The 16,148-nt window shown below is 60.5% G+C and carries 15 protein-coding genes and 1 pseudogene; 4 read left to right on the top strand and 12 right to left on the bottom strand.

What is annotated here, in order from left to right:
- Positions 1-195: 195 nt before the first annotated feature.
- From nhoA to IB144_RS12270, 4 genes are all read right to left on the bottom strand, one after another.
- Positions 196-1,041: an N-hydroxyarylamine O-acetyltransferase gene (gene nhoA, locus IB144_RS12285; protein ID WP_023280152.1), complete on the bottom strand. Its 846-nt coding sequence runs from the start codon at positions 1,039-1,041 to the stop codon at positions 196-198.
- A gap of 76 nt (positions 1,042-1,117) precedes the next feature.
- A complete protein-coding gene (locus IB144_RS12280) occupies positions 1,118-2,773 on the bottom strand; it encodes an iron ABC transporter permease (protein ID WP_004175969.1) in 1,656 nt (551 codons plus the stop codon).
- Between the two features lie 57 nt (positions 2,774-2,830).
- Positions 2,831-3,799, bottom strand: a complete 969-nt coding sequence (locus IB144_RS12275; RefSeq protein ID WP_004189830.1) for an ABC transporter substrate-binding protein — start codon at positions 3,797-3,799, stop codon at positions 2,831-2,833.
- On the bottom strand, positions 3,796-4,500 hold the full coding sequence (locus IB144_RS12270; protein ID WP_004189827.1) for an ABC transporter ATP-binding protein: 705 nt from the start codon (positions 4,498-4,500) through the stop codon (positions 3,796-3,798). Before IB144_RS12270 ends, IB144_RS12275 begins: the two co-directional genes overlap by 4 nt.
- 211 nt (positions 4,501-4,711) lie before the next feature.
- Between IB144_RS12270 and IB144_RS12265 the strand changes: the two genes are divergently transcribed.
- Complete coding sequence (locus tag IB144_RS12265; protein WP_004151228.1) at positions 4,712-5,293, top strand: flavin reductase family protein; 582 nt, start codon at positions 4,712-4,714, stop codon at positions 5,291-5,293.
- A gap of 54 nt (positions 5,294-5,347) precedes the next feature.
- Here IB144_RS12265 and IB144_RS12260 read toward each other — a convergent pair whose 3' ends face one another.
- Positions 5,348-6,172: a helix-turn-helix domain-containing protein gene (locus IB144_RS12260; protein WP_004180112.1), complete on the bottom strand. Its 825-nt coding sequence runs from the start codon at positions 6,170-6,172 to the stop codon at positions 5,348-5,350.
- A 204-nt stretch (positions 6,173-6,376) separates the two neighbouring features.
- On the opposite strand from IB144_RS12260, the gene IB144_RS12255 reads away from it, so the two are divergent.
- Genes IB144_RS12255 through IB144_RS12245 form a run of 3 tightly spaced genes read left to right on the top strand, consistent with a single transcriptional unit; the run spans position 6,377 to position 11,011 of the window.
- A complete protein-coding gene (locus IB144_RS12255) occupies positions 6,377-7,945 on the top strand; it encodes a family 78 glycoside hydrolase catalytic domain (protein ID WP_023301882.1) in 1,569 nt (522 codons plus the stop codon).
- Between the two features lie 23 nt (positions 7,946-7,968).
- Positions 7,969-9,351, top strand: a complete 1,383-nt coding sequence (locus IB144_RS12250) for an MFS transporter (RefSeq protein WP_004151222.1) — start codon at positions 7,969-7,971, stop codon at positions 9,349-9,351.
- A 43-nt stretch (positions 9,352-9,394) separates the two neighbouring features.
- Positions 9,395-11,011 carry a carbohydrate porin gene (locus IB144_RS12245; protein ID WP_004151221.1) on the top strand — a complete coding sequence of 539 codons (1,617 nt, stop codon included), beginning with the start codon at positions 9,395-9,397 and terminating at the stop codon, positions 11,009-11,011.
- A 566-nt stretch (positions 11,012-11,577) separates the two neighbouring features.
- On the opposite strand, the pseudogene nadS reads toward IB144_RS12245, so the two are convergent.
- The 7 genes and pseudogenes from nadS to IB144_RS12210 form a co-directional block, all read right to left on the bottom strand.
- A pseudogene (nadS, locus tag IB144_RS12240) lies at positions 11,578-11,874 on the bottom strand (NadS family protein).
- Positions 11,875-12,053: 179 nt separating this feature from the next.
- Positions 12,054-12,281: a tautomerase PptA gene (gene pptA, locus IB144_RS12235; protein ID WP_046654028.1), complete on the bottom strand. Its 228-nt coding sequence runs from the start codon at positions 12,279-12,281 to the stop codon at positions 12,054-12,056.
- A gap of 70 nt (positions 12,282-12,351) precedes the next feature.
- Positions 12,352-12,969 (bottom strand): glutathione S-transferase family protein, encoded by a 618-nt coding sequence (locus IB144_RS12230; protein ID WP_023280157.1) that lies wholly within the window; start codon positions 12,967-12,969, stop codon positions 12,352-12,354.
- Between the two features lie 77 nt (positions 12,970-13,046).
- Entirely contained in the window at positions 13,047-13,898 is an 852-nt protein-coding gene (locus IB144_RS12225) for a transporter substrate-binding domain-containing protein (protein WP_072093194.1), read from the bottom strand.
- Positions 13,899-13,936: 38 nt separating this feature from the next.
- Entirely contained in the window at positions 13,937-14,716 is a 780-nt protein-coding gene (locus IB144_RS12220) for an amino acid ABC transporter ATP-binding protein (protein ID WP_002906697.1), read from the bottom strand.
- Complete coding sequence (locus IB144_RS12215) at positions 14,700-15,626, bottom strand: amino acid ABC transporter permease (protein ID WP_032433136.1); 927 nt, start codon at positions 15,624-15,626, stop codon at positions 14,700-14,702. Before IB144_RS12215 ends, IB144_RS12220 begins: the two co-directional genes overlap by 17 nt.
- Positions 15,627-15,635: 9 nt before the next feature.
- Entirely contained in the window at positions 15,636-16,145 is a 510-nt protein-coding gene (locus tag IB144_RS12210; RefSeq protein ID WP_002906702.1) for a GNAT family N-acetyltransferase, read from the bottom strand.
- Positions 16,146-16,148 lie beyond the last annotated feature (3 nt).

The following is a 16,148-nucleotide window of genomic DNA, read 5'->3' as shown; positions in this document are numbered from 1 at the left end:
CCGGCCTACAGGGTCCTCTCACAGGCTCATACCCCGTAGGCCCGCGCAAGCGCAGCGCCGCCGGGCAAGATATCAGGCACGGTACCTGTAATTTCGCCGGGTGGCGGCTGTCGCCTTACCCGGCCTACAGGGCCCTCTCACAGGCTCATACCCCGTAGGCCCGCGCAAGCGCAGCGCCGCCGGGCATGAGGAGATTTACTTCCCGGCTTCCGGATGGGTATCGAACGCCGCCATCACCGCCGCCAGCGCCGCTTCGCTGAAGCCATGTTTAGGATCGTCCACCCCCAGGCCGAAACGGGTCTGCAGCCCTTCATACAGCGCGGAGACATCGGCAAAATCGACCTTCTCCACCACATGGTTATTCTCCCAGTGGGTAAAGTGGAAGTTGGTGAGGGTCATTTTGCCGCCGTCCGGGAGATGACGACACATCAGCAGATGGTGACGGAAGTGGGACTGCGGCCAGTGCGCCGACCAGAAGTTGCCCATCACATAATCAGACGCATACTGGCGGCCTAAATCGAAATGGTACATCGACTGCCAGTGTTCGTGATGGTTGAACTGCAGCGTCCACTCATCCCCTTCATGCACCAGACGATAGCTGCCGTGCGGCGTTTGCTGTGGGATATCGGCCAGCAGTTTGATCGGCGCGGTCAGCGTCTGGCCGCCGAAGCCGACGTCGGCGATCCAGCGCTCCCCCGCCACCTCCACCAGCAACAGACGGTGAGTACGCGGCGGCATCTGCGGCGGGTTGGCCAGCACCACGCGGCCCAGCAGGCTGCGGACGTTAAAGCCTATCTCGCGCAGCGCGCGCTCCAGCAGGCCATTCTGTTCAAAACAATACCCCCCGCGGCGGGCGGCGATCAGCTTCTCTTCCAGCGCCCCATCGTCAAGGTGGATTTCACGCGGCAGCAGGACGTCGAGGTTTTCAAAGGGGATGGCGCTGTTATGCTGCAGATGCAGTTCCCGCAGGGTATCAATGGAAACATCAGGCTCACCCGTCCAGCTCAGACGGGAAAAATAGGCGCGTAAAAAGGGACTCATCAGGGCCTCCAGCTGTAGGTGTCCGACATTTATAGCCTATTTTTCCGCGCCGACCGTCTTTTTTGTGCGCTTAGCGTTAACCGCGCGTGCGGCGCTGCATCAGCGCCAGCGCCGTCAGCATCAGGACCAGACCGGTCAACAACGTCAGGCTGGCCATCGCCATGCCCTGACCGACGGAACCCTGTTCGAACTGGCGCCAGATAAACACCGCCACGGTTTGCGTACCGGCCGGAGAGAGCAGCAGCGAGGTCACCAGCTCCCGGGAGGCCACCGCGAACACCATCAGCATCGCCGCCAGCAGCGCCGGAAAGACCAGCGGCAGGACAATCAACCGCAGCGCCTGCAGTGGCGACGCCCCGTGCACCCTGGCGGCGGGCTCAAGGTTCGGGCCCAGCTGGCGCAGCGCGCTGCCGACATAGCGCACCGGCCAGGGCAACAGCAGGCAGCAATAGGAGAGCAGCAGCATCCACAGCGTGTTATAGGGCGAGCGCGGCCAGAAGGGCTGATTCCACAGCAGGATCAAACCGACCCCCACCACCACGCCCGGCAGCGCCGCCGGCATCAGCGACAGCGCGTCCACCATCCCGCGCCCTTTAATCTTCTGCACCATCACCAGCCAGGCGGCCAGCAGGCCCAGCGCGCCGACGATTAGCGCCGAACCCAGGGCCAGCGACAGGCTGGTGCCGAGGGCCGAAAGGGCATCTCCCTGCTGGTCAAACAGCGCCGCGAAATGACGCAGCGTGACATTCTCAACACTCACACCACCGGAGAGCGTGCCCATCACGCTGGTGAGCATCATCGAGACGGCGGGGACGCCGACCGCCAGGCCGCCGACGGCCGCCATCGCCAGCACGGCGGGCAGCGTCATCCAGCCCAGCGATGCCCCGTGGTTCTCCCCCGGCTTACCGGTGACGCTGGTGACCTCTTTCTCCCCCACCAGCCGCCTTTGCAGCCACCAGGCGAACAACGCCACCGCCATCAGCAGCAGCGACAATAGCGCGGCGCCAGGGAGATCCACCGGCCAGTCGGCCAGCTTTTTCTCAATACCGACCGTCAGCATCACCACTCCCGCCCGGCTGCCCAGCGCCGCCGGTACGCCAAACTCCTCGATGGCGAGGGTAAACGCCAGCAGCATCCCCGCCGCCAGCGCCGGAGAGAGCATCGGTAGCGTCACGTGCCAGAAGGCGCGCCAGGCGCTGGCGCCATGGACGCGGGCGACCACCGCCAGCCGGGTCCCGCTCGCCAGCAGGCTGCGGGAGACGGCAAAGTAGACCACCGGAAATATGTTAAAGGTCATCACCAGCACGATCCCGCTGCGGCTGAACAGCAGATCGTTCAGCTGCCAGCCGGTCAGCTGCTGCAGATAGCCCTGGCTTTGCAGGGCCAGCATCCAGGAGAGCGCCGAGATATAGGGCGGCGTAAGAAAGGGGATCAAAAACAGGAGATCCCACAGCCGGGGCAGCGGCAGCGAAAACATACCGCGCAGGATGCCGAGCGGCAGGCCAATCATTACGCTGACCAGCGCCACGCCGGCGGCGATCCACAGCGTACCGCCGAGCATCGCCGGCAGCTGAGGATCGGCCAGCAGCGCCGGGATGCCGCCAAAGGCGTCCCCGAGCGAACCGGCGCTAAAATGGGGAAAAATCGCCTGCAGCAGAATAAACACTAACGGTAACGCGACCAGCATCACCAGGGCGGCAAGGGTCGCGCCGGAAAGGAATGTTTGTTTCACAACCGGTTCCTGAAGCTGAGGGTCCTCCGGCGGCCAGCGCCGGAGAAACGGGATCAATTACTGCGCGTACAGCTGACTGAAGCGGGCGAGCACGGCGCCCCGCTCGCTGCTGCCCTCGCTGGTGGTGGGTAGCACCTTCAGCGCGTCCAGTAGCGGACGTTTAGCCGCCACGTCGCGGCGGGCGGGCATCAGCCAGGCGTCGGCGACCTTCGCCTGACCTTCCGGCGACAGCACGTAATCGATAAAGGCTTTGGCCTCGCCGGGATGCTGGCTGGTTTTGAGGATCATCATCGGGCGCGGGGCAATCACCGTTCCGCTGGCCGGGAAGATCACCTTCAGCGACTCGCCCTGCTGAATATTGCCGTAGGAGACATAATCCACCGCGCCAAACACCGCCGCTTTCGCCCCTTGCATCACCGGCGTCACCGCCTGGGCGTTGGGTCCGCTGACTACCATGCCGTTCTTTTTCAGATCGTCAAACAGTTGCCAGGCCTGGTCGCCCATGCTGTTTTGCAGCCCGATCAGCAAATCCAGCGACGCGCCGGAGAGCGCCGGGTCGGGGGTTGTCACCTTGTCTTTAAACGCCGGCTGGGTGAGATCCCGCCACTCTTTCGGTTCCGGGGTGCCGCTTTTACTGTTCCAGACAATACCCAGGGCGGAGACGCCCTGGGCGATATAGTCCGCCGATTTCAGGTTCGCCGGTACCTGGTCGGCGTTGGCGCTCGCAAAAGGCAACAACCAGCCCCGCTGGTGCAGATCTTCGGCGGTATCCCACGAGGCGGAGATCAGCACATCCGCCTGCGGGTTGGCCTGCTCGGCCTCCAGTCGGGCCATCACTTTGCCGGTGGTGGCCTGAAAAACGGTCACCTTCACCCCGGTCTGTTGTTCAAAACCGCTGGCCAGGCTTTTCGCCAGCGAGCCGGGTCCGGCGGTGTAAACGGTCAGCGCATGGGCGCTGGAGAGCATCATGGCGGAGAGAGCCATCGCGAGTACCACTCCTTTCTTAACGGTCATAACGGTGTTCATGCAACTTCCCCTGAGGTTGGCGTAACGGCGCGGACAGCGGCCACGCGGCCCGCGGATAAATAGACAATCTGGTCGGCTAACAGCTCGGCTTCACGTCGGTCATGGGTGACATACAGGGCGGTGATGCCGAGCTGTCGCAACAGGCGGCTCATTTCGCCGCACAGCGATTCGCGCAGTTCGCTGTCCAGGTTGGAGAGCGGTTCATCAAACAGCAGCACCCGCGGCGCGGCGACGATCGCCCGCGCCAGCGCCACCCGCTGCTGCTGACCGCCGGAGAGGCCTGAAGGCTTACGTTCGGCAAAGCCATTGAGGCCTACCCGCGCCAGCGCCTCGCTGACCCGGCGCTCACGTTCGCTGCGGGAGACGCCGCGCATGCGCAGCGGAAAGGCGACGTTCTGCGCCACGCTCATATGCGGCCAGAGGGCATAATCCTGAAAAACCATGCCGATATCGCGCTGCTCCGGGGGCAATCCCCATCCTGCGCGGGCGACCAGCCTGTCGCCAAAGCGGATTTCGCCGCTGGCCGGCACGCTCAGCCCGGCCAGCAGACGCAGCAGCGTGCTTTTGCCGCAGCCGGAAGGGCCCAGTAGCGCCACGATGCGGCCGGGTTCGATATGCAACGTGAAGCGGTCAAGAATAGGGGTCTCTGCGAAGGCGAAAGAGACCTCCTGCAGGGTGATAGGGGTCAGCGTGCGCATCATCGCCCTCCCTTTCGGGACAGCGAGACCAGCCCGGCGGCCGACATCCGACGGGGCACGCTCACCTGGGATAGCATCAGGGGAGCCAACATATTGTGATCCTCTTTGGGACTTAGTGCTGGCGACTATAGTCAGACGAGATGACGTATTGATTACATTTTCATTGCGGCTTAACGTGTTACCTGCCAACCGACCCATTATTCAAGGAACGCCTATGAGCCGCTTTCGCCACGTTGAACTGCAGTACGCCAGCCGCCTGCTCAACCACGGCCCAACCATTTTGATCACCAGCTACGATGCCCCGTCCGACCGGCGCAACGTTATGGCCGCCGCCTGGTCAATGCCGGTGGAATTCGCCCCGCCGCGGGTGGCTATCGTGGTGGATAAAAGCACCTGGACGCGGGAGATCATCGAGCGCAATGGCACCTTCGGCATTGTGGTTCCCGGCGTCGCAGCCGCCAGCTGGACCTACGCCGTCGGCAGCGTCAGCGGCCGCGATGAGGACAAATTCAATGCCTGGGGGATCCCGGTAGTAACCGGTCCGGAGCTGGGGCTGCCGCTGATCGAGGAGAAATGTCTGGCATGGATGGAGTGCCGGTTGCTGCCGGCGACGGCGGCCCAGACCCAGTACGACACCCTGTTCGGGGAGGTGGTCTCTGCCGCCGCCGATGAGCGCGCGTTCGTCACCGGACGCTGGCAATTCGACGACGATAAGCTCAATACCCTGCATCATCTGGGCACCGGCAATTTTGTCGCCAGCGGCCGTCATGTGCGGGCAAACTCCCTCGACGAATAAGCGTGACTTGCCGCGGGCGGCCGGTTTTTCCCCTGCCCGGCCTGCGGCCCCCTTTTAACCCGGTGGGCGGCGGCGATCGGCGCTGGGGGTCAGGCCAAACACTTTTTTATACAGGGTGGTAAAGTGGTTGCTGTTGGCGAAGCCGCACAGATAAGCCACTTCGGTAATGGTCATCTCCGTTTCGCGTAATTTGACCCGCGCGGAGACCAGCCGCAGACGTTTCAGATAATTATCCGGGGTTAATCCGGTGGCCTCTTTAATATGGCGAAACGCGGTGCGGGTGGTGAGATGAAATTGCTCCGCCAGCTGCTGCCAGTTATGTTCTTCGAAACAGTGCTCCTGAAGCCAGGTGAGTAATTTATGCAGTTTATAGCGAGTGCTGCTATATTCGGCTTCCGACTCGGCTGTGAGAATGGTGGTCACCAGCTGGAAAAAGAGAGACTCCCGTAGCGGGGTATTATCCGCCGCCCTCAGCGCCGGGGAAAATATCTTTTCCACCAGTTCCCGGCAATAGCTGCGAGTCTCCGGCGCCAGCCAGCCATAGCAGGCGGCGCGCTGCGCGGATAATTGCTGCAGCAATCCCTCCATCTGCTGTAAATAGCCAAAGGCCACCGCCGGATTAATTAAGACATTAATCAGCTTCAGCGTCCCCAGCTCATCATAATAATGCACATCGCCAGGCTGGACGTAAAATACGTCTCCCTGTTGGATATACAGCGGGCGACCATTAATAACGTGTAACCCATGCCCCTCCTCGACGATCACCAGTTCGGCAAATTCATGGCCATGCTCCTGGCTATTATCCTCCGGGTCACTGGCGTACATGCCGAGCTTATCCTGGGGATGGGTGAAATAATACTCAACGGTCAGTGTCATCATTACAGCAAATCCTGAACAACCTATGGCGCAGGAGCACGATAATCTATTCCGGCCCTCGGCACGCGCCCGATGTGCGGATTTGTGATCGCCAGCGCCCCCACCTCATTATTCCTGCCATTTTCACTGACGGTTTGGCATTGCCAGAGTGGTAGCCGCGCCGGACGACGGCCTATGCTGCGCCTAACCTAACGGAGAGGACGCAGTATGTCACAAGCAATTCAATACAATTCCAGCGTGGCGATGATCCGTCATCCACGCTTTTTACAGCGTGCGGCCGACCTGACGCCCGCGCTGCAACGCCTGCGCCAGACGCCGCAGGCCATCGTCGAGGCCGTCGCTGAACCAGGAGCGCTGAACGGCTGGCGGGGGAATACCGTCTGCACGCCGGAGCAGTTTTATCAGCAACCGCTCAACGTCGGCGACAGCATCATTATTGATTTTGGCAGCCATTTTGTTGGCTACCTGCAGTTCAGCTGCCGCAGCGTCGGCAGCCCGCCCGATGCCCCGGCCCATCTGCACTTCACCTTCGGCGAGACGCTGAGCGAAGTCTGTGAGCCGTTCAGCGAATACCAGGGATGGCTGAGCAGCAGCTGGTTGCAGCAGCAGGATCTGTGGCTTGACGTCCTGCCCGCCCGGGTCGCTCTGCCACGTCGCTATTGCCTGCGCTACCTGAAGGTGGAGGTCAAAGCGCTGTCGCGCAAGTTTCGTCTGCAGTTCGATGAGATCGCTCTGGAAACCGTCACCTCTGCCGGCAGCCCGCACCCGGCGGTCATCGCCGATCCGCAGTTGAAAGCCATTGATGACGTTGCCGTTCGTACCCTGAAAAACTGCATGCAGGAGGTGTTTGAAGATGGGCCGAAACGCGACCGTCGGCTGTGGCTGGGCGACCTGCGCCTGCAGGCGCAGGTGAATGACGTGACCTTCGGCCACCACGATCTGGTCCGCCGCTGCCTGTATCTCTTTGCCGGCCATACCCGGGAAGATGGCATGGTTTCCGCCAATGTCTTTGTTCAGCCAGAGGTACGCGCCGATGACACCTTTCTGTTTGATTACTCATTGTTTTTTGTCGACGTGCTTTATAACTACCTGCAAAGCACCGGCGACACGGAAACCGTCGGTGAGCTGTGGCCCACGGCGCGGCGGCAAATCGAGCTGGCGCTGACCCGCTGCGATTCGCAGGGGCTGGTGCGCGACAGCGATGACTGGTGGGTATTTATCGACTGGCAGGCGGAGCTGAATAAACAGGCCTCGGCGCAGGGGGTGCTCATCTACTGTCTGCAGCGCGCCCTCTGGCTGGCGCAGCGTTTTGAACCGCAGCGGGTACCCGACTACACTGCCACGCTCTGGCAGCTGAAGGAGGCCGCCCTCCACCACCTGTGGGACAACGATCGGCAGGTGTTTATCAGCGGCGCCGTGCGTCAGGTCTCATGGGCGTCGCAGATCTGGCTGGTGCTGGCGGAAGTTGGCACCGCCGGGCAGCGTCAGGCGCTGATGCGCCGCCTGCAGCAGCAGCCGCCCGCCATTGCCATGAACACCCCGTACCTGCGTCATCATCACATTGTTGCCCTGCTACAGTCCGGCCTGCGCGAGGAGGCGGTGGCGGAGATCAAAGCCTACTGGGGGGCGATGGTCGCCTACGGCGCCGACACCTTCTGGGAAATTTTCGACCCCCAACATCCTGACTTTTCCCCGTATGGCAGTAAGCTTATCAACAGTTACTGCCATGCGTGGAGCTGTACCCCGGCCTGGTTTATTCGCCAGTACGGACTTTAACAACAACGATAAGCGAGTGATTTATGGCAGAAACAACGTTTACCCTGTGGCGGCAGCGCCTTGGCTATGGCATTGCCGATCTCTCCTGCAACCTTGTGTGGCAGATGATCTCTCTGTATCTGATGTTCTTTTACACCGACGTCATGGGTCTCCCGGCCTATTATGTCGGCCTGATGTTCCTGGTCACCCGGCTGGTAGACGGCGTGGCCGACGTGCTGATGGGGCTGGTGATCGACAATACCACCACCCGCTGGGGGCGCTGCCGCCCCTGGCTGCTGATCGGCGCCCTGCCTTTTGGCCTGCTGTGTATTCTGGCCTTTTATGTGCCGGATTTCGGCACCACCGGCAAACTGCTGTACGCCTTTGTCACCTATCTGTGTCTGTCGTTCCTCTACACCCTGGTGAATATTCCGTTCTGCGCCATGCTGCCGTTTTTAACCAGTGATTCCGCAGAACGCACCACGCTGTCGGCGGTGCGCATTTTGCTGGGCTCCCTTGGCGCCACCATCGTCGCCGTGGCTACGCTGCCGCTGGTCGGCATGCTAGGCAAAGGCAACCAGCAGCAGGGATTCCTCTATACCGCGGTGATTTTTGGCGTACTGGCGGCCTTTTTCCTGCTGGTGAGCTTTCGCAACGTCGAAGAAAAGATCACCCTTACCGGGGAGCGCATGACCCTGAAACGCGCCTGGATTAGTCTGCGCGCCAATCGTCCGTGGTGGGTCTTCGCCAGCAATATCTTTCTGATGTGGGGTGCCTTTTTCTTTCAGACCGGGGCCCTGGTGTACTTCTTCCATTATTACGTCGGGAATACCGAGCTGACGGCGGTTATCGCCGGGATCTCCACCTTCGTTCCCCTGCTCGGCACCCTCACCGTCCCGCTGCTGGCCCGACGCATGAAAAAACGTCATGTCTATCTGGTGGCCAGCGCGGTCAATTTGCTCGGGATGGGGATTATGATGGTGTCTGGCGCCCACGTTCTGGGACTGATCGTCGGGGCCGTGATCCTCTCCCTCGGCGCCGGCCAACGCACGGCTATCTATTTCTCGATGCAGGCCGACCCGGTGGATTACGGCGTGTGGAAAACCGGGATTAATACCGCAGGGATCCTGACCTCGATAAACGGTTTTCTCGGCAAGGTGGCGATGGCTGGTGCCGGGGCTATCACCGGCGTGCTGCTCTCCTCCAGCGGCTATATCGCCAACCACACGCAGAGCGACAGCGCCCTGTTGGCCATCAAGGCCTGCTATCTATACATTCCGGCGCTATTGATCCTCGCCTCGATGCTGTGGATGGGCCGCTTCTACCGCCTCGACGATCAGTATGAGCAGATTCGTGCCGACCTTGATGCCGGACGCGGCGCCTCGCCAGCCCCGGCCCCGACCGCCGGAGAATCCCCCGCCATGTAAGGCGCCCCCGCTGATTTAACCTCTGGATAAATTAAGGATTTTTATGCGTATCTCTGTGATTAGCGCAGCGGTTTGCTGCGCCCTTTTTCCGCTCATCAGTGTCAGCGCCGCCGGCTTGAGCGTGGAGCAACGGCTGGCGCAGCTGGAAGCGCGCCTCAATCTCGCTGAACAGCAGGCCAGCGAGGCCAGCCGCCGCGCGCAGCGGGCAGAACAGCAAACTGCCGCCGCCGAGCAGCGCGCCGCGGCGGCGGAGCAGCAGGTGCAGGCGCTCAGCCAGCAGACCACGGCTCGCGAACAAAAACAGCAGGCCACTAATCAGCAACTGAGCGAGCAGCTGGCGAAGCGCGCCCCGGACGATGGGTTTACCTTTAACGCCTACGCCCGTTCCGGGATGTTAGTCAACAGCCATGGTAAAGGCGCCCGCGGCGGGCCGGGCGTCTCCCCGGCCAGTTCGCTCAACGGCGATGCCCATGTCGGTCGTCTCGGTAACGAAAAAGATAATTACGCTGAGCTGAGCTTTGGCAAAAAGCTCACCTTCAACGATGGCTCATGGGCGCGCTTCAAGACCATGCTCGCCGACGGGGCCACCAACCCGGATCCGTGGGTTCAGGATAACGACAGCCACCATCTGAACATTCGTCAGCTGTACGTCGAGATGGGTAACTTTGCCGAATTCACCGGTCCGTTAAAACGCGCCTCAATTTGGGCCGGCAAGCGCTTCGATCGGGATAACTTCGATATCCACTTTACCGATAGCGACATCATGTTCCTCGGCGGTACCGGCGGCGGGATCAATGATGTCGACTGGGGAAGCGGCCTGCGCGGCGACTATTCGGTGTATGCACGTAACTTCGGCGACCTTGGCAGCGATAATTACGCGGATAATGACATCCAGAATCTGCTGTTCACCGCCAACCATTTTTACGGCAACTGGCAACTGATGACCACGGTGATGACCGCCCAGGGCAACGATGACCTGAAAGATAATACCTCGACCACCGGGAGCTATGCCCTGCGCAGCGATAATACCGCCAAAAACGGCTACTACGCGATGCTGGCCCTGCACGACAAACAGCAGTTCTACGGCCTGGCGCCGGGGGTGTCGGAAAGCGCCCTGCAATACGGCGTCGGGCTGGGCGCCGAAGCGCGTCAGCCGGGGAGCGATGGCGATCTGACCGAGAACGCGGCCTCCCTGCGCTTTGCGTCGTATGGCATCCTGCCGTTGGGGAAAAACTGGCAGCTGGCGCCGTCGGTGATAGCCCAGCATAGCGAAGACCGCTATCGCGACGGCGACCGCTACGACTGGGCGACGTTTAACCTGCGGGTATCACAGGGGATCTCCGCTCACTTCGCCCTGCTGTATGAGGCCTCGTGGCAGTATATGGATCTCAATCCGAACGGGCGCAGCTATCGCTATAATGACAACGTTTATCAGTATCAGGCGGTGCGCGGTGATTTCTACAAGCTGACCTTCGCCCCCACCTTTAAAGTGGGTGATGTGCTGGATATCAAGGCGCGGCCGGAAATCCGCTTCTTTGCCACTTGGATGAACTGGGATAAAGCGCTGGATCGCTACGCGATAAATGACGATTTCGGCAGCAAAGGCTTTACCGCCGGCGGGACATGGAACTTCGGCGTGCAGACGGAGATTTGGTTTTAATCAAACGGCCCGTCCGGCTCAAATGCCAGGACGGGTTGATTTAAATACACGCTGTTACTTTGTCACTATGCCAGTGCTGTATGAAGTAATATAAACTCATAAAATAAAAACCATAACAGGCTAAAAAGATAAGGGTTGTTTTTATAATTCCAACAAGTGACTTTCGTTTTTTCTCAACGATGAGAAGATCGTGAAACCTTTCTTGCTGTTGTTCTGGTGTTAAATTATCAACTATTTTATTTTTTATATCATCGTGAATCTTTTTAAACGTTCGCTTTTCACCTGGAAAGCTACCGTGTAGAAGAAACAAAAAAAATAAAGAAAAGCATAACGAATGCTAATATCCGAATACTGGGCTCAGTTACCCCCCAGCATCCAAGGGTAGCAATAAACAACCAGATACCATGAGTGTTTGCTCGCGCTCTAAACCTATCAATATGAGCGCTGTATTTCTTGATTTCTTACAAAATAGAATCGTTGGTTTCCATACGGAATGCACTCCTTTTTAAAGGCCCCGGTTACGAAAGAGGGCAAACTCTGCCATTTTCCTTGCGAAGAATAACCTTTCAAACAACCTTCAACAAGTTGATAATCAATGGATTACCCTGAAGCAATAAAAGCAGTTTTCTGGCTGCACCGGTTGGGTGACGTCGTTTCGTTTCCCAGCTTTTAACCAACTCGTAGCTAACGCCAACGGCCGCTGCAAAGTCCTGCTGTTTTAAACCTGTGGCTTAACGTATCGCTTTCACGTCAATTTCGCTGAAGGTATGAACGTGCTGCTCCATCGGCATTTGTTCACCTTTCTCGATCCTGACCATTTCTTCTGCACTCGCCAGCAGATCGGCAAACAATTCGTCTTTCATACCCACCTCGGTTGGCTCTCTGGCGCTTAGGATAGATGAACATGCTGTTTCTCTCAGTGCGTCGCCGGAGAAGCCCCTCCCCGGGGGCGGCGCAAAGCGCCTTGCCCGGGCTACGGAACTGCAGACCGCTGAGAACGCGTAGCCCGGACAAATGCGCAGCATCGCCTCCGGGTGTCAGGTTACATGCTATAACCCGGCTTCTTAATCAACTGCGCCATCTGCGGGACGATCTCACTGTCCCACACCGCCTGCCACGCGTCCGGCTCAACCTGAGTGAGTGCGACGCTGACCGCGCCCTCTTTACTGTTCAGATGGCGGATCAGCACCTCGGTAATGTCGGCGGCCAGCGCGGTTTTTTGTTCATCAGTCAGTTCACGGGGAAAGCATTTAATATCAACATGCGGCATAGCAAAGACTCCTTGTGATCAGAGCCATAACGCTACCACAGAATGGCCGTTATGGTTGGCATCGCGTGCGTTAAATCAGCTTGTTACGGCGTAGCGCCGCGGCCAGCTCCGGTCGCTGACAGACCGCCCGGGCGATGGCGGCGAATTTTGGCGCGTGGTCGTCAAACCACGCCTGGCGGGGTCCCCAGCGGTACATCGCCGCGATATAGCAATCCAGCAACGTTACCGACGCGCCCAGCGCCCACGGCCCGGCGGCCAGTTGCTGTTCGAACCAGAGATAGAGATTTTTCCGGTGCTGGCGACAATTCTCCACAAGCTGCTCCGCGGCGGCGGGCGCCCAGCGTTCCGGGTAATCGGCATAGGTAAAGGTAGGATAGACATTGGCCACCAGCCAGACCAGCAGGCGCTGAAACTGCGGACGCTGTGGCGTCCCAGGCGCGGGGGCCAGATCGGGACGCTGGTCGAGGATCATCAGTGCGATGGCGGCGGTTTCGGTCATGATGCTCCCGTCGGCCAGCCTCAGGGTGGGCACCTGGCACAGCGGATTAATCTGCCGCAGACGCTCGCGCGCCGGACCGGGCTGGTCAAAGCCCTCCACGTCAACCACCTCGTAGGGAATATCGGCCAGGGAGAGCATCAGCTCGCTAATCGTCGAGCCCCATCCCGGCACGCCATAAACGGTTATCATGGTCTGCCTCCAGGGTAAAGCCTAAGTGTAGGCAGAAATTTGCCGCTCACCCACCCGGCACACCATGCCACTGGGGGTTAGTAGGTTATCCCCGGCGGGTTGACCACCGACTGCGCCACCGCTTCGCCCTGCTCCCCCCAACGCGCCAGCACCTGCTGATATTCACCGCGGGCAATCGCCCCGTCGAGGGCTGCCTGCAGGGCATAGACCAGGCCGTTGCCTTTTTTGGTGGTTGTCGCCACCCACGCTTTTTTCGGCCCCAGGCCCACCACCCGGGTCTGGCCGTTAAGCGCCGCTTTATAGGCTGCCACCGACTGCGGGCCGAAAAAGATATCCGCCCGCCCGGACTGGATATAGAGATTGCCGGAGGCATCATCGGTCAGGTAGACCGGCTGGGCCTGCGGCCGTCCGGCGGCGCGGTTGTCCTCGTTCCAGCCCAGCAGGATCCGCTCCTGATTGGTGCCGGACCCGACGATCACTTTGCGCCCGGCAAGGTCGGCGGGTCCGTTTACCGCGGCGATATCGCTGGTGGATTTCACCGAGAAGGCCAGGGAGTCCACCCGGTAAGTCGCAAAATCGAACTTCTCTTTGCGCTTCTCGGTTACCGCGATATTGATCAGCGCCACATCGTAGCGGCCGGAGGCGATGCCCAGCGGCCAGTCCTCCCACGCGGTGGGCACCAGCCTGAGCTTCAGGCCAAGGCTTCCGGCCAGCAGGCGGGCTATATCCGGGTCGCTACCGATCCGCGTGCGGTTGTCGCTGGCCAGCAGGGCCAGCGGCGGCGAATTGAGCGCCGAGATCGCCACCGTTAGCGTCCCTGGCTCGACGAAGCGATAGCCCGGCGGAATTTTCGCTATCGCCTGCGGGTCGCGGGTGACCGGCAATGGCTGCTCATTGGCGCGCAGATCCAGCGCCGCGTGAGCGCTCACGGCAAAAGCGCTGAGAACAAGGGTCATTAGCGCTCTGTTCATGACGGCAGCACCCTGGATAAAAACTGCCGGGTACGCGGATGCTGCGGATGGTTGAGAACCTCGTCGCTGCTGCCCTGCTCGACGATCCTGCCGTCGACCATAAACACCACCTGGTCGGCCACCTCGCGGGCAAAGCCAATCTCATGGGTGACCACCACCAGGGTGGTGCCCGATCGCGCCAGCTTTTTGATCACATCCAGCACCTCGCCCACCAGCTCCGGATCCAGCGCCGAGGTGGGCTCATCAAACAGGATCACCCGCGGGTTCAGCGCCAGCGCCCGGGCAATGGCGATACGCTGCTGCTGGCCGCCGGAGAGATGCCGCGACCAGGCGTCGGCTTTATTGCGCAGTCCGACGACGTCCAGTAGCTCATAGGCGCGGGCAATGGCCTCTTTGCGCGTGACCTGCTGGTGGGCGATCGGCGCCTCAATCAGGTTCTCCAGCACCGTCAGGTGCGGAAACAGGTTAAAGTTCTGGAACACGTAGCCGACGTTGATCCGCTGGCGAAGAATTTCCTTTTCTTTCATCTCATACAGCTTGTCGCCTTTGCGGCGATAGCCGATATAGTCGCCGTCAATCTGAATAAATCCCTCATCGACCCGTTCGAGGTGATTTATGGTGCGCAGCAGCGTGGACTTGCCCGAGCCGGAAGGGCCGAGGATCACCGTCACCGTGCCCGGGGGGATCTCCAGCGACACATCGTCCAGCGCCTTGTGGCGGCCATAGTATTTGCTGACCCCGGTGATAGAGATATGGCCATTATGAGAGCTGGGCATGAACGGCCTCCTGGGGCTGTGGTTGACGTGCGGGTTGAGTGGTTCGGCTGCTGCGGGCGCTGTTTACCGCCGAGCGGCGCTCGCTGCGCGCCAGGCCCCGTTCCACCAGATACTGAATGGCGGAGAGGACGCTGGTGATCGCCAGATACCAGGCGGCGCCGACCATCAACAGCGGGATCACCTCCTGGGTACGGTTGTAGATCATCTGGATGGTGTAGAACAGTTCCGGCATCGCCAGGACGTACACCATCGCCGTTCCCTTGGCCAGACTGATGATCTCGTTGAAGCCGGATGGCAGGATGGTGCGCAGCGCCTGCGGCAGAATAATGCGCAGCGTGCGCCGCCAGGCGGGTAGCCCCAGCGCGGCGGCGGCTTCATACTGCCCGTGGTCGACGCCGAGAAAGCCGCCGCGAATAATCTCCGCGGTATAGGCGCTCTGCACCAGGGTCAGGCCCACCACCGCCGTGGAGAATTGCCCCAGCACGTTAATGGTCTGATAGCTGACCCAGGTGACGCCGGTAAACGGGATCCCCAGCGACAGGGTGTCGTAGAGATAGGAAAAGTTATAGAGAATGATCAGCACCACAATCAGCGGCAGCGAGCGAAACAGCCAGATATAGCCCCAGGCGAGACTGCTGAGCAGCCACGATGAGGACAAACGGGCCAGCGCCAGCAGGCCGCCGAAGATCACGCTTAGCACCGTGCCGAGCAGGGTCAGGAGCAGGGTTTGCCCCAGCCCCTCGAGGATCACCGGGTCGAAGAACCAGCGGGCGAAGACGCCCCACTCCCAGCGCGGGTTAAAGGCCACCGACTGGATCACCACCGCCAGCACCAGCAGGGCGACCAGAGCCCCGACCACCCGCAGCGGATAGCGCGCCGGCACCACTTTGATCGTTTCAGATGAATGCATAATGCCTCCTCAGGCGCTGTGGCTGTAGGCGCTCACCGCCAGCGCTTTAGTGAACCGCAGCCGGCCATCGTACGGCGGCTGACTGTACTCTTCCGGGTCTCTCGTGAGGTCAAACTGCGCCTCATACCCCTGGCTGAGATAGAGCTTTACCGCCTCCGGCTGACGGAAACCGGTGGTCAGGTAGATATGGCTGTACCCGGCCAGCACCGCCCGTCGCTCCAGCTCCTGGACCACCTTCGCCGCCAGCCCCTGCTGGCGCAGACGGCGGTGCGTCCAGATACGTTTGATCTCCGCGGTGTGGCGATCCTTCGGCTTATACGCGCCGGTGGCGATAATTTCGCCCTCACGCTCAAGGACAATAAACAGCCCCTGCGGCGGCACATACCACTCACTTAACTCCACTTCCGCATCGCGGGAAAAATAGTCGCCGTAGCGGGCGGCATATTCGGCAAACAGCCCGCTAATAATCGGCTGCAGCTCCGGAGCCTCCGGAGAAATATCGCGGAATGCTTCGCTCATCGC

Origin of the sequence: Klebsiella sp. K4, assembly GCF_014596785.2 — a bacterium.
GTDB lineage: Bacteria > Pseudomonadota > Gammaproteobacteria > Enterobacterales > Enterobacteriaceae > Klebsiella > Klebsiella pneumoniae.
This window is presented reverse-complemented; position numbering and strand designations above follow the sequence as displayed.